This window comes from Pseudomonas sp. Marseille-Q5299, assembly GCF_943737035.1.
GTDB classification, from domain to species: domain Bacteria; phylum Pseudomonadota; class Gammaproteobacteria; order Pseudomonadales; family Pseudomonadaceae; genus Aquipseudomonas; species Aquipseudomonas putida_E.
The window spans coordinates 75,024-93,478 of record NZ_CALSFR010000008.1 but is presented as its reverse complement, the minus strand read 5'-3'; the positions used below and the strand labels follow the sequence as shown (position 1 = coordinate 93,478).

15 protein-coding genes are annotated in these 18,455 nt (G+C 62.2%); 9 read left to right on the top strand and 6 right to left on the bottom strand.

Features of this window, described 5'->3' with window-relative positions; translation table 11 throughout:
* Positions 1-228: 228 nt before the first annotated feature.
* Genes tauA through tauD form a run of 4 tightly spaced genes read left to right on the top strand, consistent with a single transcriptional unit; the run spans position 229 to position 3,724 of the window.
* A complete protein-coding gene (gene tauA, locus NGJ21_RS21165; RefSeq protein WP_119687945.1) occupies positions 229-1,200 on the top strand; it encodes a taurine ABC transporter substrate-binding protein in 972 nt (323 codons plus the stop codon).
* A 13-nt stretch (positions 1,201-1,213) separates the two neighbouring features.
* Entirely contained in the window at positions 1,214-2,002 is a 789-nt protein-coding gene (gene tauB / locus NGJ21_RS21160) for a taurine ABC transporter ATP-binding subunit (protein ID WP_251962612.1), read from the top strand.
* Positions 1,999-2,838: a taurine ABC transporter permease TauC gene (tauC, locus tag NGJ21_RS21155; protein WP_115273132.1), complete on the top strand. Its 840-nt coding sequence runs from the start codon at positions 1,999-2,001 to the stop codon at positions 2,836-2,838. The genes tauB and tauC overlap by 4 nt, the downstream gene beginning before the upstream one ends.
* 52 nt (positions 2,839-2,890) lie before the next feature.
* On the top strand, positions 2,891-3,724 hold the full coding sequence (gene tauD / locus NGJ21_RS21150) for a taurine dioxygenase (RefSeq protein WP_251962611.1): 834 nt from the start codon (positions 2,891-2,893) through the stop codon (positions 3,722-3,724).
* 107 nt (positions 3,725-3,831) lie between these two features.
* On the opposite strand, the gene betT is transcribed toward tauD, so the two are convergent.
* Together betT and epsC are read right to left on the bottom strand one after the other, a co-directional pair.
* The gene (betT, locus tag NGJ21_RS21145) at positions 3,832-5,793 is read right to left on the bottom strand and encodes a choline BCCT transporter BetT (RefSeq protein WP_217433396.1); all 1,962 of its coding nucleotides are present in this window, start codon (positions 5,791-5,793) and stop codon (positions 3,832-3,834) included.
* Positions 5,794-6,038: 245 nt separating this feature from the next.
* A complete protein-coding gene (gene epsC, locus NGJ21_RS21140) occupies positions 6,039-6,971 on the bottom strand; it encodes a serine O-acetyltransferase EpsC (protein WP_174141987.1) in 933 nt (310 codons plus the stop codon).
* A 269-nt stretch (positions 6,972-7,240) separates the two neighbouring features.
* On the opposite strand from epsC, the gene tcyJ reads away from it, so the two are divergent.
* Genes tcyJ through tcyN form a run of 3 tightly spaced genes read left to right on the top strand, consistent with a single transcriptional unit; the run spans position 7,241 to position 9,461 of the window.
* Complete coding sequence (tcyJ, locus tag NGJ21_RS21135; protein ID WP_115273135.1) at positions 7,241-8,035, top strand: cystine ABC transporter substrate-binding protein; 795 nt, start codon at positions 7,241-7,243, stop codon at positions 8,033-8,035.
* The gene (gene tcyL / locus NGJ21_RS21130) at positions 8,032-8,700 is read left to right on the top strand and encodes a cystine ABC transporter permease (protein ID WP_039603142.1); all 669 of its coding nucleotides are present in this window, start codon (positions 8,032-8,034) and stop codon (positions 8,698-8,700) included. The genes tcyJ and tcyL overlap by 4 nt, the downstream gene beginning before the upstream one ends.
* A 2-nt stretch (positions 8,701-8,702) precedes the next feature.
* Positions 8,703-9,461, top strand: coding sequence for an L-cystine ABC transporter ATP-binding protein TcyN (gene tcyN, locus NGJ21_RS21125; RefSeq protein ID WP_046788212.1), 759 nt, complete (start codon positions 8,703-8,705; stop codon positions 9,459-9,461).
* A gap of 62 nt (positions 9,462-9,523) precedes the next feature.
* Here tcyN and dibA read toward each other — a convergent pair whose 3' ends face one another.
* Positions 9,524-11,419 (bottom strand): phosphodiesterase DibA, encoded by a 1,896-nt coding sequence (dibA, locus tag NGJ21_RS21120; protein ID WP_115273136.1) that lies wholly within the window; start codon positions 11,417-11,419, stop codon positions 9,524-9,526.
* A gap of 147 nt (positions 11,420-11,566) precedes the next feature.
* Between dibA and desA the strand changes: the two genes are divergently transcribed.
* Together desA and NGJ21_RS21110 are read left to right on the top strand one after the other, a co-directional pair.
* Complete coding sequence (desA, locus tag NGJ21_RS21115; RefSeq protein ID WP_046788210.1) at positions 11,567-12,751, top strand: delta-9 fatty acid desaturase DesA; 1,185 nt, start codon at positions 11,567-11,569, stop codon at positions 12,749-12,751.
* Positions 12,752-12,892: 141 nt separating this feature from the next.
* A complete protein-coding gene (locus NGJ21_RS21110) occupies positions 12,893-13,879 on the top strand; it encodes a GGDEF domain-containing protein (RefSeq protein ID WP_046788209.1) in 987 nt (328 codons plus the stop codon).
* Between the two features lie 30 nt (positions 13,880-13,909).
* Here the strand turns inward: NGJ21_RS21110 and NGJ21_RS21105 are convergent, their stop codons facing one another.
* The 3 genes from NGJ21_RS21105 to gabD form a co-directional block, all read right to left on the bottom strand.
* On the bottom strand, positions 13,910-15,172 hold the full coding sequence (locus NGJ21_RS21105; RefSeq protein WP_237860273.1) for a response regulator: 1,263 nt from the start codon (positions 15,170-15,172) through the stop codon (positions 13,910-13,912).
* Positions 15,173-15,309: 137 nt separating this feature from the next.
* The gene (gene gabT, locus NGJ21_RS21100) at positions 15,310-16,587 is read right to left on the bottom strand and encodes a 4-aminobutyrate--2-oxoglutarate transaminase (protein WP_012316754.1); all 1,278 of its coding nucleotides are present in this window, start codon (positions 16,585-16,587) and stop codon (positions 15,310-15,312) included.
* A gap of 178 nt (positions 16,588-16,765) precedes the next feature.
* Positions 16,766-18,208, bottom strand: coding sequence for an NADP-dependent succinate-semialdehyde dehydrogenase (gabD, locus tag NGJ21_RS21095; RefSeq protein WP_046788207.1), 1,443 nt, complete (start codon positions 18,206-18,208; stop codon positions 16,766-16,768).
* Positions 18,209-18,455: the final 247 nt, after the last annotated feature.

Sequence of the window (18,455 nt, the reverse complement as noted above, 5' to 3'; positions counted from 1 at the left end):
CTTTAGGTTATTTGCAAACGTTTGCTCATATCCTTATTTCCAATCGCCCTGTTAAGCGGAAAAAGACCGACCATTTCACTTGGTCTTCACCCAGAAGCCTGATCAAGCCCTTCAGCTTAAAGCGAATGGCTCCTATGCTAATTCCAAAAAGTTATTTATTTTCTATTTCTTAGATCATCTAGCCTTCTTGCCATTCAGCACACCGATTGCCTGACAAGAGGTTCGACCATGATCCCGCACACGCCACTGCGCTTGCTCGCCGCCCTGACCCTCGCCGGAACCAGCTGGTTCGCCCAGGCCGCCGACCTGACCGTCGCCTACCAGACCACCGTCGACCCGGCCAAGGTGGCCCAGGTCGATGGCGACTACGAAAAAGCCAGCAAGGCCAGCATCGACTGGCGCAAGTTCGATAACGGCGCTGATGTGATCACTGCAGTGGCCAGCGGCGACGTGCAGATCGGCTACCTGGGCTCAAGCCCGCTGGCCGCTGCCGCCACCCGCAAGCTGCCGGTGGAAACCTTCCTGATCGCCACCCAGATCGGCGCCGGCGAAGCGCTGGTGGCCCGCGACAGCATCAAGACCCCACAAGACCTGATCGGCAAGAAAGTCGCCGTGCCCTTTGTTTCCACCGGCCACTACAGCCTGCTGGCCGCACTGAAGAGCTGGAACATCGACCCGTCCAAGGTGCAGATCCTCAACCTCGCCCCACCGGCGATCATCGCTGCCTGGAAGCGCGGCGACATCGACGCCACTTACGTCTGGGACCCGGCCCTGGGCGTGGCCAAGGAAAACGGCAAGGTGCTGATCACCTCAGGGGAACTGGCCGAGAAAGGCGCACCGACCTTCGATGCCTGGATCGTGCGCAAGGACTTCGCCGACAAGCACCCCGAGGTGGTCAAAGCCTTTGCCAAGGTCACCCTCGACGCCTACGCCGACTACCGCAAAGACCCGCAGGCCTGGCTGGCCAACAAGGACAACGTGGCCAAGCTGGTGAAGCTGTCCGGTGCCAAGGCCAGTGATATTCCTGCTCTGTTGCAAGGCAACGTCTACCCGCTGGCCGCCGACCAGGCCAACGCCCTGGGTGCACCGACCACTCAAGCGCTGACCGACACCGCCACCTTCCTCAAGCAGCAAGGCAAGGTCGACGCCGTGTTGCCGGACTATTCGGCCTACGTCAGCGCCAAGTTCTTGCCCAATTGATCCGGAGCCCGTCATGGCCTTGCTAGAACTGGAGCGCATCAGCGCACAGTACCCCGGCGCCAGCACCCCTGTGCTGGCCGACATCAACCTCAGCCTGGGCCCAGGCCAGCTGCTGGTAGCACTGGGCCCCTCCGGCAGCGGCAAGACATCGCTGCTCAACCTGATCGCGGGCTTTGTCGCCCCCAGCGGCGGGCGCATCACCCTTGACGGCGTGCCGGTGCAAGGCCCCGGCGCCGAACGCGGCGTGGTGTTTCAGGACGATGCTCTGCTGCCGTGGCAGAACGTGCTGGGCAACGTCGCCTTCGGTTTGGAGCTGGCTGGTGTAGCCCGCGGCAAGCGAGAGGCCAAGGCACGGGAAATGCTGGCACTGGTCGATCTGGATGGCTTTGGCGAGCGGCGCATCTGGCAACTGTCCGGTGGCCAGAAGCAGCGTGTGGGCCTGGCCCGCGCGCTGGCGGCCGACCCAAGGGTACTGCTGATGGACGAGCCGTTCGGCGCCCTCGATGCGTTCACCCGCGAGCAGATGCAGGAACTGTTGCTGCAGGTCTGGCAGCGCACCGCCAAACCGGTGTTCCTGATCACTCACGACATTGAAGAAGCCGTATTCCTTGCAACCGAACTGGTGCTGTTGGCCCCAGACCCAGGCCGCGTGGTCGAGCGCCTGCAGCTGGACTTCGGCCAACGTTATGCCGCTGGCGAATCGGCCCGGGCCATCAAGTCTGACCCACGCTTCATTGAAACTCGCGAGCATGTGCTGGCGCGGGTTTTCTCTCAACGCCAAAGCCTGCAGGAGCACGCATGAGCAGCCTTGATCTGCCGGTCGCCAGCAAGCGCGACAGCCAAGCCCGGCCCGTTGATAAAGCGCGCCGCCAGCTTTCCACCCGCTGGATCAGCACGCTAACCCTGGCCAGCCTGCTGCTGGTCTGGTGGCTGGTGACCGCCGCCGGCTGGATCGAGCCACTGTTCCTGCCAGCGCCCGGCGACATCCTGGCCAAAGCCTGCAGCTTGCTCACCCAAGGCTACATGGACGCCAGCCTGTGGCAACACCTGGGCGCGAGCCTGGGCCGCATCGGCCTGGCGCTGGTTGCCGCGACCCTGACCGCCATCCCGGCCGGTATCGCCATCGGCTACAACCGTGTGGCCCGAGGCATCCTCGACCCACTGATCGAGTTCTACCGCCCCATACCGCCACTGGCCTACCTGCCACTGATCGTCATCTGGTGCGGTATCGGCGAGTTGTCCAAGGTACTGCTGATCTACCTGGCAATCTTCGCCCCGATCGCCATCGCTACGGCCACCGGCGTGCGCACCGTCGACCCGGCCAGATTGCGCGCTGCGCAATCGCTGGGGGCGACCAAGGTGCAACTGATCCGCCATGTGATCGTGCCCAGCGCCCTGCCCGACATACTCACCGGCATCCGTATCGGCCTGGGTGTGGGCTGGTCGACCCTTGTAGCCGCCGAGCTGATCGCTGCCACCAGCGGCCTGGGCTTCATGGTGCAGTCGGCGGCGCAGTTTCTGGTGACCGACGTGGTGGTGCTGGGCATCCTGCTGATCGCCCTGATCGCCTTCGCCCTGGAGATGGGCCTGCGCGCCCTGCAGCGCAAGCTGGTGCCCTGGCATGGGCAAAGCCACTGACCGATTGCGGACTGACCACGCCGGCTACCCGGCGCCTGGAGTGAGAAAAGACATGAGCCTGACCGTTACCCCCCTCAGCCCGGCCCTCGGCGCCCAGATCAGCGGCGTGGACATCGGCCGCGAGATTAACGTCGAGCAGCGCGACGCCATCGAGCAGGCACTGCTCCAACACCAGGTGTTGTTCTTCCGGGACCAGCCGATCACACCCGAGCAGCAAGCGCGCTTTGCCGCGCGCTTCGGCGACCTGCACATCCACCCGATCTACCCCAACGTACCGCAAACCCCGCAGGTGCTGATACTCGACACTGCGGTCACCGACGTACGCGATAATGCCGTGTGGCACACCGACGTAACCTTCCTGCCGACCCCGGCACTGGGTGCGGTGCTCAGTGCCAAGCAGTTGCCGGCCTATGGCGGCGATACCTTGTGGGCCAGCGGCATTGCCGCCTTCCAAGCCCTGTCGGCCCCGCTGCGCGAGATGCTTGATGGCCTGACTGCAACGCACGATTTCACCAAGTCGTTCCCGCTCGAGCGCTTTGGCACTACGCCTGAGGACCTGGCGCGCTGGGAAGCGACCCGGCGCAACAACCCGCCGCTGTCACACCCGGTTGTTCGTACGCACCCGGTGAGCGGCCGCAAGGCGTTGTTCGTCAATGAAGGGTTCACCACGCGGATCAATGAGCTGAGCGAGTTGGAGAGCGAGGCGCTGCTCAAGCTGCTGTTCGCCCATGCGACGCGGCCGGAGTTCAGCATCCGCTGGCGTTGGCAGGAGAACGACGTGGCGTTCTGGGACAACCGCGTCACTCAGCATTTTGCGGTGGATGATTACCGGCCGAACCGGCGGGTGATGCATCGGGCGACCATCCTGGGGGATGCGCCGTTCTGAAAGAACCTTGGGAGGCCTTTGGCCTCCTTTCGCGACACAAGGCCGCTCCTACAGGCCTGTAGGAGCGGCCTTGTGTCGCGAAAGGGCCGCAAAGCGGCCCCAGCGATCTACCTGACCAGATGCAAGAACTGCATATGCCGCTCGTACTGGTCGAGGATGTCGTTGATGATCTGCTCCTTGCTGTAGCCCACCAGGTCGTAGTTCTGGCTGCCCTCGCTAAGGTGCACCTCCGCCCGGTAATAACGGCGGTTCTTCAAATCCTGCGTCCCCAACCCACCCAGCGCGAACGACGGTGTGAAATACCCGCGCATCTGCACCTGATAGATGAACGGCTGCTCTTCACCATGGCCGACCTTCAGGCTGACGTTGTCGTGGCTAGGGTCATCCTGGGTCACCAGTACCAGGCCTTTCTGCTCGAACACCTCGCGCACATCGGCAATCGCCGGGCGCACCACGTCGTCCATGAAGCGGTACACCTCATCGCGTGACGGGAAGTGCACCGCCTGGCTCAGGCGCTGGCGCCAACCACCACGGCCACGGCGGGACTGCGCGAACGGTGCCAGCGAATGCAACTGGGCGATCTGGCGCTGCGACTCAAGGTAGAACGCCTTATGCAGGCCCCACATCATGCACAGCAGGATCAACGAGAACGGCAGCGAGGTCAGCACCACCGCCGATTTGAGCGAATCGATGCTGCCGGCGAACAGCAGGCTGCTGGTGATCAGCGCGGTCATCGCGCCCCAGAAGATCCGCAACCAGTTCGGGCCGTCTTCATCAGCACCGCCATCCTTGGCGGACAAGGTCGACAGCACCACCGTGCCCGAGTCCGCCGATGTGACGAAGAACACGAAGCTGATGAACACCGTCACCGCGATGACGGTCTTGCTCCACGGGTAGGTCTCCAGCAGCAGGTACAGGCTCATCGACGGGTTATCGATGGCCGACTGGCCGAGCGCGGTCATGCCGTGGTTCAGCACCTGGTCCAGCGCGCTGTTGCCGAAGATCGACATCCACGCCAGGGTGAAGCCCAGCGGGATCAGCAGCACACCGAAGACGAATTCACGGATGGTGCGGCCACGCGAGATACGCGCGATGAACAGCCCCACGAAAGGCGCCCAGGCAATCCACCAGGCCCAGTAGAACACCGTCCAGCCGCCCAGCCAGTCGCGGTTTTCGCCATAGGCATAAACGTCGAAGCTCTTGCGTGGCAGGGCGCCGAGGTAATCGCCAAGGTTCTGGATCAAGGTATTGAACAGGTGCTGGGTGGGCCCGGCGAACAGCACGAACAGCAGCAGGGCACAGGCCAGGAACAGGTTGATGTCGCTCATCACCCGCACACCTTTCTCCACCCCCGCGACCGCTACGGCCACCGCAGCGCCCATCATCAGGACGATGAGCGCGATCTGCACCCATTGGCTATGGCTGATGCCGAACAGGTAGTCGAGGCCGGCATTGAGGTGCAGCACCCCGAAGCCCATGTCGGCGCCCAGGCCGAACACCGTGGCGATGATGCCGAAACCGTCTACCGCGTAACCGATCGGCCCGTTGATACGCTTGCCGATCAGCGGGTACAGCGCCGAACGCAAAGCCAGCGGCAGGTTGTGGCGGTAGGCGAAGTAGGCCAGCGCCATGCCGACGAAGGCAAACACGCCCCAGCCATGCAGGCCCCAGTGCAGGAACAGTATCTGCATCGCCTGGCGCCCGGCCTCCGCCGTGCCCGCCTCACCCTGGGGGGGCTGGAGCATGTGGGTCAGGGGTTCGGAAACGCAGAAGAAGAACAGCGTGATGCTGATACCGGCGGCGAACAACATGCCGGCCCACGACAGGTAGCTGAACTCGGGTTCGTCGTGGTCGGCACCGAGCTTGATCTTGCCGTAGCCGGACAAGGCGGTGACCACCACGAAGACCAGGTACAGGGTCATGGCCAGCATGTAGTACCAGCCGACCGTGTTGGCCGCCCAGTTCTGCGCTGCCAAGAGCCAGTCGCCCGCTGCTTGCGGTTGGGCGATGACCACCAGGCCGAAGATGAGGATGAAGCTTGCCGCAAAATAGAACACCGGAGGGTTCATGCGGATCTGGCTGTTGGAAGGGGTCGGTGCACTCATGGGGCATGCACCTCGTCGATTGACGTGAGGTTCGGAATGAACGGGTTCAGCAAAGGAATCCTCCTGTTGAACACCGGCAGCGGACCAGCGTTTTTTCGTTGAACAAGCGTTCAAGTTAAACATGGATCGGGATTCGATGCGACCCGGGCTGCTGATCGGCGCATTCCTGCACCGGCGATAGGGCCGGTACAGGCAGTGAAGCATTCAGGTCAATTCTTGCCCTGGCAATCCAACTGTAGATTGGCCTGGGTAATGTTGCTTTCGGCCGGCACACTCCGGGTCAGCCACACATTGCCGCCAATGGTCGAACCTTTACCAATGGTGATCCTTCCCAGGATGGTCGCCCCCGCGTAGATCACAACATCGTCCTCGACGATCGGGTGGCGGGCCAGGCCTTTGTGCAACGTACCCGACTCATCGCTCGGGAAACGCTTGGCGCCAAGGGTCACCGCCTGGTAGATGCGCACACGCTCACCGATGATCGCAGTCTCGCCGATCACCACACCGGTACCGTGGTCGATGAAGAAGCTCGGGCCGATCTGCGCGCCCGGGTGGATATCGATACCCGTGGCCGAATGCGCCAGCTCCGAACAGATGCGCGCCAACAATGGCAAACCGGCCTGGTACAAATGGTGGGCCAGTCGGTGATGGATGATGGCGAGTATGCCCGGGTAGCACAGCAGCACTTCATCGACGCTGCGCGCGGCCGGGTCACCGTGGTAGGCGGCAAGTACATCGGTGTCGAGCAGCACGCGCAGGCCTGGCAGGGCGGCGGCAAAATCCTGGATCAGGCGCAGTGCCTGGGCATCGACGGCGGCCAGGTCGGCATTGCTCTGGCGCGCGGCATAGCGCAGTTCCAGACGTGCCTGGGCCAGCAACGCGGTCAGCGCGGCGTCGAGGGTGTGGCCAACGTAGAAGTCCTCGCTCTCTTCGCGCAGGTCGACCGGGCCCAAACGCATCGGGAACAGCGCACCGCACAACTGCTCGAGGACCTGGCGAATGGCCTCGCGCGAGGGCAATTCGCGCCCGCCCTGCTCGCCAATGCTGCGGCCATTGTGGCTTCGCCACTGCTCACGGGCGCTGCGCAGGCCGCTGACAATATTGTGCAACTGCCAATGCGCGGATGAAGGTTGTTCGCTCACGGTGATCTCCTGCCAGGGCCAATCAGATAGTTTGCAATCCACTTTACGGCAAATCAGCCCCTTGGAAAAAACAACGCTTTATTCCATCCTGCGCTAAGTCGGGCATAAGCCGCGATGACGGACCCGGCATCGTCGCCTACCCACAAAGCAGCCAAAACCCGGCACAGATCAAAAAGGAAATAACAAAATAAGTTTTTATTATTTCCTGGCCTATGAAGCCAACCCTATAGTCGCCACCCACCACTTCCACAACAAGCGCGGGGCCTGACATGTCGAAATTCGCCAAACCGCTTCTCAATGCCAGCCTGGCCATCCTGCTGGGCACCGGTCTGTTCAGCCAGGCATTCGCCGGCGAGCAACTGAAAACCATCCAGGAAAAAGGCGTGATCAACGTCGGCCTCGAGGGCACCTACCCGCCGTTCAGCTTCCAGGATGAAAACGGCAAGCTCGCCGGCTTCGAGGTCGAGTTTTCAGAACTGCTGGCCAAGGAGCTGGGCGTCAAGGCCAAGATCCAGCCAACCAAATGGGATGGCATCCTTGCAGCGCTGGAATCCAAGCGCCTGGACGTGGTGGTCAACCAAGTGACCATCTCCGAGGAGCGCAAGAAGAAGTACGACTTCTCCGAGCCCTACACCGTCTCCGGCATCCAGGCGCTGATCCTGAAGAAGAAAGCCGAGCAGTTGAACATCAAGACCGCGCAGGACCTGGCCGGCAAGAAGGTCGGCGTGGGCCTGGGCACCAATTACGAACAGTGGGTGAAGCAGGACGTTCCGAACGCTGAAGTGCGCACCTATGAAGATGACCCGAGCAAGTTCGCCGACCTGCGCAACGGCCGTATCGACGCCATCCTGATCGACCGCCTGGCCGCCCTGGAATACGCGCAAAAAGCCAAGGACACCGAGCTTGCAGGCGACGCCTTCTCGCGCCTGGAAAGTGGCGTGGCCCTGCGCAAGGGTGAGCCGGAGCTGCTGGCGGCCATCAACAAGGCCATCGACAAGCTCAAGGCCGATGGCACCCTGGCCAAGCTGTCCGAGAAATACTTCGGTGCCGATGTCACCAAATGATCGCTGAAAGCCTGCAACTCGTTGTCGATTCCGCGCCCTTCCTGCTCAAGGGCGCGGGTTATACAGTGCTGCTGAGTGTCGGCGGCATGTTCTTCGGCCTGGTACTGGGTTTTGCCCTGGCACTGATGCGCCTGTCGAAGATCCTGCCGCTGGACTGGCTGGCACGCATCTATGTGTCGTTCTTCCGGGGCACGCCGCTGCTGGTGCAGCTGTTCGTGATCTACTTCGGCATGCCGCAGATCGGCATCGAACTCGACCCGATCCCGGCCTCGCTGATTGGCCTGTCGCTGAACATGGCAGCGTACATCTGCGAAATCCTGCGTGCGGCGATCTCCTCGATCGACCGTGGCCAGTGGGAAGCAGCCGCCAGCATCGGCATGACCCGCACCCAGGCCATGCGCCGGGCGATCCTGCCGCAAGCACTGCGCACGGCATTGCCACCGCTGGGTAACAGCTTCATCTCGCTGGTCAAGGACACCGCCTTGGCGGCGACCATCCAGGTGCCCGAGCTGTTCCGCCAGGCGCAGCTGATTACTGCACGCACTTTCGAAGTATTCACCATGTACCTGGCCGTTGCGGTGGTCTACTGGGTCCTCTGCAGCATCCTCGCGCACTTCCAGAACCGCATGGAAGCGCGGGTCAACCAGCACGACCAGGAGCACTGAAGATGATCGTAGTAGAAGGCCTGACCAAGCAGTTCAAAGGCCAGACCGTGCTCAACGGCATCGACCTGACCGTGCAACCGGGCGAAGTGGTGGCCATCATCGGCCCCAGCGGCTCGGGCAAGACCACCTTCCTGCGTTGCCTCAACCTGCTGGAAACGCCTGACGCCGGGCGCATTCAGATTGGTGCCATCAGCATCGATGCCAACCGCCCGCTTGGCAATCAGCAAAGTGCCATTCGCCGCTTGCGCCAGCAGGCCGGCTTCGTGTTCCAGAGCTTCAACCTGTTCCCTCATCGCACAGCGCTGGAAAACGTCATCGAAGGGCCGGTGATCGTCAAGAAGACGCCCCGCGCCCAAGCCATCGAGCTGGGCCGCAAGCTGCTGGCCAAGGTCGGGCTGGCAGGCAAGGAAGACGCCTACCCCAAACGCCTTTCGGGCGGACAGCAACAGCGCGTTGCCATCGCCCGGGCGCTGGCCATGGAACCTGAGGTGATTCTGTTCGATGAACCCACCTCGGCGCTCGACCCTGAGCTGGTCGGCGAGGTGCTGGCGACCATCCGCGGCCTGGCGGAAGAAAAGCGCACCATGATCATCGTCACCCATGAGATGAGCTTTGCGCGTGATGTGGCTAACCGGGTGATCTTCTTCGACAAGGGGGTGATCGTAGAGCAGGGCGAGGCCAAGGCGCTGTTTGCCAATCCCAAGGAAGAGCGGACGCGGCAGTTCTTGCGCAAGTTTCTCGGGACTGCGGCTTCCGAATAATCGGCATTCGTTTCACTGGCCCATCGCCGGCAAACCGGCGATGGGGCGCGAAGCGGCCCTACTCAGTTCCAACGCAAACCCTCAGCCGGCACGGGCCGCCCGAACCAGTAGCCCTGCCCCAGCTGGCACTGCTGCTCCAGCAGGAACCTGGCCTGCTCCGGCTGCTCGATGCCCTCAGCGTGCACCTGCATGCCCATGCTCCGGGCCAGGGCGATGATCACCCGCACGATCGCGACGTCGTCGTCATCCATCGGCAAGCCGGCGACGAAGCCCTGGTCGATCTTCAGCTTCTGCACCGGCAGGCGCTTTAGCCGCAGCAACGACGAGTAGCCGGTGCCAAAGTCATCGATTGCCAGGTTCAAGCCCAGCTCACGCAGCCGGTGCAACTGCTCCAGCGCGACTTCGGGGTCTTCCATGACTGCACTCTCGGTCACCTCCACCTCCAGCAGCGACGGATCCAGACCGGTTTCGTGCAACACCCCGGCCACTTGCCGGTACAGCTCACGCTGGCCGAACAACCGGCTGGAGATGTTGACCGCAACGAACTCGAGCAGGCGCCCGTCAGCCTGCCAACTGACCATCTGCCGGCACGCCTCGCGCAGCACCCAGGCATCGATGTCGGCAATCAGCCCGGTACGCTCGGCGATAGGGATGAATTCGCTTGGCGGCACCAAGCCACGTTGCGGGTGCTGCCAACGCACCAGTGCCTCCACCCCGACCATCTTCGAGGTGAACAGGTCGAACACCGGCTGGTAGAACACCCGCAGTTCGTCTTGCGCCAGCGCACGGCGCAGCTCGCCTGCCGTTTCCACCCGGTGCTGGGCGTGTGCTGTCAGCTCTTCGGTGTACAGCGCGTAACAGGCGCGGCCATTGTGCTTGGCCTTGAACAGCGCCGAGTCGGCGTTGCGCAGTAGCTGTTCGGCGCTCAACGCATCGCTGGGGAACAGGCTGATGCCAACGCTGACGCTGATGAACAGCCGATGCCCGTCGAACTCGAACGGTTCACGCATGCGTTCGATGAGCGCCTGTGCCAGTTTGCCGGCCTGGCCGACCTGCTGGCAGTTCTCTGCCAGCACACCAAACTCGTCACCGCCCAGGCGCGCCAAGGTCACGCCATTGCCCACCACCTCGGCCAGACGCTCGCCTACCAGCTTGAGCAGCTGATCACCGATGGTGTGGCCCAAGCCGTCGTTGATGCTTTGAAAGTGGTCAAGGTCAAGCAGCAACAAAGCACATCCTCGCTTGTTGGCCTGTGCCGAAGCCAGTGCCTGCTCGGCCCGGTCGTTGAACAGCAGACGGTTGGGCAAGCCGGTAAGGGGGTCGTGGTGGGCCAGGTAGGCCAGTTCCTGCTCGGTATGCTTGATCGCGCTGATGTCGCTGAAAACCGCGACATAATGGGTCATCTCACCGCCATCATCGTGTATGGCGCGGATTGTCTGCCATTGCGGGTAGATTTCACCGCTCTTGCGCCGGTTCCATATCTCCCCGCTCCACTCGCCCTTCTCTGCCAGGGTGGCATAAATCTGCTGATAGAACGGCACGCCGTGCCGGCCCGACTTGAACTTGCTCGGGCGCTGGCCGAGCACTTCGTCCTGCTGGTAACCCGTGATCCGCATGAAGGCACGGTTGACGTGCACGATCAGCCCCTGGCGGTCAGTGACCAGCACGCCCTCCAGGGTACTGTCGAACACGGCTGCGGCCATACGCAGGCGGGCGCGGTCTTCGCTGCGAAGCCGTGCGCCGACACCGATGAAATTGAGCAGACGGGCACGGGTAAAGAAAATCAGCCCCGCGCTGGCCAGCACCCATAGAACAACATTGATCTGCCGCCCCACGGCCAAGGCCAGAGGGTCTTCAGACATGCTGCGCAAAACCACCTCTGACAGCACCAGCCAGAGGATCGAGAGCACCAGATACAGCGCGGCCATGCGCAAGGCGTCGCGAACGGAAACAGACATGTCGGCAACAAAAGTCCATGAAAAATGATGGGGCATTATAGAGGCAGAAACATGCCGTGACGTCCTATCTGCAAGGGTGACTGGTTTTATTTCCCTGCCAAGGGATAATCAGAGCCTTCCCCTGTGTCTTCGAGGGTTTTGACACCTATGTGGTATTACGGTCTGCTCGACTTGTCGGCCTGGCAACTGGTTGGCGTTACCCTGCTGATGACTCACGTGACCATCATCAGCGTCACCATTTATCTGCACCGCTACTCCGCCCATCGTGCCCTGGAGCTCAATGGCGCGCTCAAGCACTTCTTCCGCTTCTGGCTGTGGCTGACCACGGCGCAGAACACCCGCGAGTGGACAGCAGTGCACCGCAAGCACCACGCCAAGTGCGAAACCCCGGACGACCCGCACAGCCCGGTACACAAAGGCCTGGGCACGGTGCTGCGCAAAGGCGCCGAACTCTATCGGGAAGAAGCACTCAACCCCGAAACCCTGCGCATCTACGGCAAAAACTGCCCGGATGACTGGATCGAGCGCAATCTCTACTCACGCTACAAACATGGCGGTATCGCCCTGATGGCGGTGCTCGACCTGCTGCTGTTCGGCACCATCGGCATCACCATCTGGGCGGTGCAGATGATGTGGATTCCGTTCTGGGCAGCGGGTGTGGTCAACGGCTTGGGCCATGCGGTGGGCTACCGCAACTTCGAGTGCCGCGACGCTGCTACCAACCTGGTGCCATGGGGCATCGTCATCGGTGGCGAAGAACTGCACAACAACCACCACACTTACCCCAATTCGGCCAAGCTGTCGGTCAAGCGCTGGGAGTTCGATGCCGGCTGGGCCTGGATACGCCTGTTGTGCCTGCTGCGGCTGGCCAAAGTACAACGGGTGGCGCCTATCGCCCATCGCGTCGAAGGCAAGGCCAACCTGGACATGGACACCACCATGGCCATCCTCAACAACCGCTTCCAGATCATGGCCCAGTACCGCAAGCTGGTGATCGGCCCGTTGGTCAAACAGGAACTGGCCAAGGTCGATGCGTCGGTACGCCATCGCTTCCGCCGGGCCAAACGCCTGCTGTCGCGGGAACCCAGCCTGCTCGAAGAGCGTCACCATGTGCGCATCGAGTCCCTGCTTGAGCAGAGCCAGGCACTCAAGACCATCTATGAGAAACGCTTGGCCTTGCAGCAGATCTGGGCCCGTACCAGCGCCAATGGTCACGACATGCTGGCCGCCATGAAAGACTGGGTGCACGAGGCGGAAGCCAGTGGCATTCACGCCCTGCACGACTTCGCAGCGCAGTTGAAAACCTACTCCCTGCGCCCGAACGGCGCCTGAGCACCGTTGATCGGCACGCCCCGCAACGGGGCGTGCACGCTGGAACTTCCCCCCTGAAAAACCACTCAAAGCCGGCACATCGCCCGCGTGGCGGGCCGGTCTTTGGCCGCACGCTTACCCGTCGAGAGCCGCTCCGTGCACATGGCCAAGAACATCCATTCAACGCTGCCCGGCAATTCAGCTCCCGAGGCAGCCCAAATACTGCTGGCCTTGCTGCATGCCCAAGGCGAAGTGGCTCGCCTGAGCGAACGTGAACAGCTCTACAGCTCGTTGCTCGACAGCGTCAACGCGGTGCTCTGGGCGTTCGACTGGGAAACACGCCAGGTGCTCTACGTCAGCCCCGCCTACGAACGCATCTTCGGCCGCCCCACGAGCCTGGTGTTGGCGGACTTCAACGAATGGCGCGACAGCATCTACCCCGATGACCTGGAATACGCCGAGCGCAGCCTGGCCCAGGTGCTGATCAAAGGCGCGGTTGAAGACCGCGAGTACCGCATTCTCAATGCAAACGGCCAGGTACGCTGGCTCAGTGACAAGTGCTACATCAACCAGCAGCAGGAAGGTGACCGGGTGATAATCGTCGGCATTGCCGAAGACATCACCGACAAGAAGCAGCTTGAGGGCGAGCTGCATCGCCTGGCCACCACGGACGTGCTGACCCAGAGCAGCAACCGCCGGCACTTTTTCGAATGTGCAGGCCAAGCCTTCGACAGCGCACGCGAAGACGGCACGCCACTGGCGTTCCTGCTACTGGACATCGATGACTTCAAGCAGATCAACGACAGCTACGGCCATCAGGAAGGCGACCAGGTATTGCAACGCATTGCCGACAGCGGCAAGGCAGTGCTGCGCCGCGGCGACCTTTTTGGGCGTATTGGTGGCGAGGAGTTTGCCGCAGTGTTCCCCGGCTGCAATGCGCAGGTCGCCGAGCAGATTGCCGAGCGCCTGCAGCGCGAGATTCAGCGGCTGAGTTTCAGCCATGGCGAGCAGGTGTATGGAGTGACGGTAAGCCAGGGGTTGACCGGGCTAACGGATGAGGATGACTCACTGGACAGCCTCTTCGCTCGGGCCGATGCAGCGATGTACCGGGCCAAACGGCAGGGCAAGAATCAGATCGTGCGGGGCTGAGCCAGTGGCTGCGCACGGCGGCCCCAAAACTCAGGTCGGCACCTTTTCTTCGGGAACAGGCGGCTCTTCATCTTGCGGTTTTACCTCAGGGTTCTGCACCTTGCGCAACCGGCTCAACTGCGCCAACCCAACCTTGAGCAAGCGCGCGGTCTTGTTGTCGGCCACCTTCTCCAACCCCTGACCCGCCGGCAGCCTTGCCAGTTGCCCTGCCAGGTTCATGGCCAGGATCTCCCGCGAATACACCCCACCGCCCAACTGATAGATTGCTGCGATCAGCTCACGCAGGCCCAGCGGCAAGCGCCAGCGGGTTCGCAGCGCCGAACCGAATGCTGCACCGAAGTCGCGCAGTGATGCATGCACCAAGCCATCATGCAGTTCACCACCTGCCAGCCGCCATTCCTGCAGGCAGCGCAGCACCGCAAGGTCACCCAGGCAGTGCAACAGCCCGGCGCAGTAACAAAGCTCTTCATCGAGCTCAAGCATGCGCGCAAGCGAACGAGCGTATTCGGCGGTATGCAGCGACAGGTTCCAGAAATGCGCCGCCTGCTGCGCCAGCAGCGGGTCGCTAAGGCGGGCGCTGCGCTTGAGGGCAAGGCCCAGAATCAGGTTCATGCTCTGCGTGCTGCCAAGCTTGTTCAGCGCCTGCAGCAGGGTCTGCACCGGTGCGTCGCGGTGCAGCGCAGCACTGTTGGCCGCAGCGATCAGTACGGCAGTAACCTGCGGGTCGTTGCGCACTTCCTCTTCGAGCACCTTGAGGTCCAGCCCCTGCGGGTTCAGCGCGCGCTTGATCGCCACCTGCACGTCGGCGAACAGCGGCCCGCCATCGGCGGTGGCGCGGCGCTGCTCAAGGAAGGCCGGCAAGCTCGCCCCTGGCTGCAACGGTGGCACCGGGCAGGCGATCTGCTCACCCACTTCAAGCAGCAGCTCTTCCAGGCGCTTGCGCAGGTTGTCCATGTTCAGTGGCTTGCTCAGGTAAGCCGTGGGGTGCAGCGGCAGCGCCTCACGCACGCTGGCACTGTCACTGCGGTTGCTCATGAGAATGAACGGCAACCCCGGCCCCTTGGCGCGCACCTTGCGCAACAGGTCCAGGCCATCGACACCTGCCAGCTCACGGGCAGCGATGATCAGATCAGGCTTGCTGGCCAATGCCGTGAGCGCCTGTGAGCCATCGGCGCACACCTGCAGCCGGGCATCACAGCGCACGCTGAGCAGCATCTCACGCAGCATGTCGCGCACCCAGGGATCGCCCTCGGCAATCAGTACGCAAGGTGGGGTGGGGTCTGCAGCGTTCATGGCCAACTCCTGAATATCCCTGACACGCAATCCGTTGCAGCTTCCAAAGCAAGTCCTGCCACAACCATAGCGCCAAGGGCCTTTAATAGGCACAAAAAAAACCCGCCTAAGCGGGTTTTTTCATGAAGCGTGTCACATCAGGCCAGTTCAGCGAAGCACTCTTCGATGATGGCCAGGCCCTTGTCGAGCAGCTCATCTTCGGCGGTCAGCGGAACCAGGATACGCAGAACGTTGCCGTAGGTACCGCAAGACAGCAGGATCAGACCCTTGTCACGGGCTTTGGCAACCACTTGGGCGACCGCAGCGGCGTTCGGGGTGTGGGTGCCTTTTTCGAAGACTTCCACAGCGATCATCGAGCCCAGACCACGGACGTCGCCAATGATCGGGTGCTTTTCCTGGATCTTGCGCAGGCCAGCGGTCAGGTGCTCACCTACTGCCTTGCTGCGGTCCAGCAGCTTCTCTTCTTCGAACACCTGGATGACGGCCAGAGCCGCAGCACAGGCGATCGGCGAACCGGCGTAAGTACCGCCCAGGCCGCCCGGAGCGATGGCGTCCATGATCTCGGCCTTGCCGCAAACACCGGCCAGCGGGAAGCCGCCAGCAATGGATTTGGCGAAGGTGGTCAGGTCCGGCGCGACGCCCATCTGTTCCATGGCGAAGAAGGTGCCGGTACGGCCAGCGCCAGTCTGTACTTCGTCGGCGATCAGCAGAATGCCGTGCTGGTCGCACAGGGCGCGCAGGCGCTTCATCAGCTCTTTAGGCGCTGGCAGGAAGCCGCCTTCGCCCTGTACCGGCTCGAGGATGATCGCGGCGATGTCGCGCGGCTCGGCGTCGTTCTTGAAGATACGCTCGACCGAAGCGATGGCGTCGTCAACGCTGACACCGTGCAGTTCGCTCGGGAACAGGGCGCGGAAGATACCGCCAGGCATCAGGCCCATGCCTGCGGAGTACGGCACAACCTTGCCGGTCAGGCCCAGGGTCATCATGGTGCGGCCGTGGTAGCCGCCGGTGAAGGCGATCACGCCAGCACGGCCAGTGGCGGCACGGGCGATTTTCACGGCGTTCTCAACGGCTTCGGAGCCGGTGGAAACCAGCAGGGTCTTCTTGTCGAAGTCACCTGGGACCAGCTTGTTGATCTTCTCGCACAGCTCTACGTAAGGCTCGTAAGCCAGTACCTGGAAGCAGGTGTGGCTGACTTTGGTCAGCTGCTCTTGAACAGCGGCAACCACTTTCGGGTGCAGGTGGCCGGTGTTCAGAACTGCGATGCCGCCGGCGAAGTCGATCAGTTCGCGGCCTTCAACGTCGATCACGGTCGAGTTCTTCGCGCTTTCGACGAAGATCGGGTGAATCTGGCCTACGCCACGTGGGACGGCGGCTACACGACGTTGCATCAAGGATTCGTTGGTCTTGCTCATAATGCCCTCATTTGCGCCGATCAGCGGCGCTTTTATTCGGGGGTGGCTGGGAGTGTTCGCGAACAGTATTCGTTGATCGACTGCCGTGAACGCCCTGGCCACCAGGTGCTGCGATGTCAAAAAAGCCAGCGAGACGTCGCTCTCGCGCCCCGCTGGCAGAGGTAAAGCCTTCAGCGCATCAGACGCTGATGCACAGGTACTTGATTTCGAGGTAGTCCTCGATGCCGTACTTGGAACCTTCACGGCCCAGGCCCGAAGCCTTGATGCCGCCAAACGGCGCGACTTCGTTGGAGATCAGGCCGGTGTTGATACCCACCATGCCGTATTCCAGCGCCTCGGCAACACGGAACACACGGCTCATGTCGCGGGCATAGAAGTACGAGGCCAGGCCGAACTCGGTGTCGTTGGACATGGCGATGACTTCAGCCTCGTCCTTGAAGCGGAACAGCGGCGCCAGCGGGCCGAAGGTCTCTTCCTTGGCGACGGCAGCGGTCTTCGGCACGTCGACCAGGATGGTCGGCTCGAAGAAGTTGCCTTCGATCAGCTTGCCACCGGACAGCACCTTGGCGCCTTTGGAGACGGCGTCCTCGATGTGTTCCTGAACCTTGGCGACGGCCTTGCCGTCGATCAGCGGGCCAGTGGTGGTGCCGTCTTCCAGGCCGTTACCGATCTTCAGTTTGGCCACAGCAGCTTTGAGCTTCTCGGCGAAGGCATCGTAGACGCCGTCCTGCACATAGATACGGTTGGCGCAAACGCAGGTCTGGCCGTTGTTGCGGTACTTGGAGATGATCGCGCCTTCTACCGCCTTGTCCAGGTCGGCATCGTCGAACACGATGAACGGGGCGTTGCCACCCAGCTCCAGGGAAACCTTCTTGATGTCCTTGGCACATTCTTCCATCAACTGGCGACCGATTTCGGTCGAGCCGGTGAAGGACAGTTTGCGCACCAGGGAGTTGCCGGTCAGCTCGCCGCCAACTTCGCCAGCGCTGCCGGTCACCACGCTCAGCACGCCAGCCGGGATGCCGGCACGGGTAGCCAGCTCGACCAAGGCCAGGGCAGAGTACGGGGTTTGCGAAGCAGGCTTGAGCACCATGGTGCAGCCAGCGGCCAAGGCCGGGCCGGCTTTACGGGTGATCATCGCCGCCGGGAAGTTCCACGGGGTGATGGCCGCGGTAACGCCGATCGGCTGCTTGATGACGATCAGGCGCTTGTCAGGCTGGTGGCCCGGGATGGTATCACCGTAGACGCGCTTGGCTTCTTCGGCGAACCACTCGATGAACGAGGCTGCGTAGGCGATTTCGCCCTTGGCTTCGGCCAGTGGCTTGCCTTGTTCAGTGGTCATCAGGCGAGCCAGGTCGTCCTGGTTCTCGATCATCAGTTCGAACCAGCGACGCAGCTTGTTCGAGCGCTCTTTGGCGGTCAGTGCACGCCAGGCCGGCAGGGCCTTGTCGGCAGCTTCGATGGCGCGGCGGGTTTCCGCAGAGCCCATCTTCGGCACGGTACCGATGACTTCACCTGTGGCCGGGTTGGTCACATTGATGGTCTGGCCGCTGTCCGCATCCAGCCATTCACCGTTGATGAAGGCTTGCTGGCGGAACAACTGAGCGTCTTTGAGCTGCATGTCGGCTTCCCGAATTGTTGATTGTTGAAAAGCGCCCAAGGCAGGGCATCGAGCGTTTGAAATCTCAAACGAATGCTAAGCGGCTGCTGGGGTATAGGACAATAGGCTGTTCGAAAAAAAGAACGAATGGTTGCACAGCCTATCCGAAAGCTGCCGGCAGGAACCCCTACAGGGTAGACGAATGCGCGCAGGCAAATGTGAGGGGAGGACCAACCGACACCCCTCACCGTGAAACAGACTACTACCA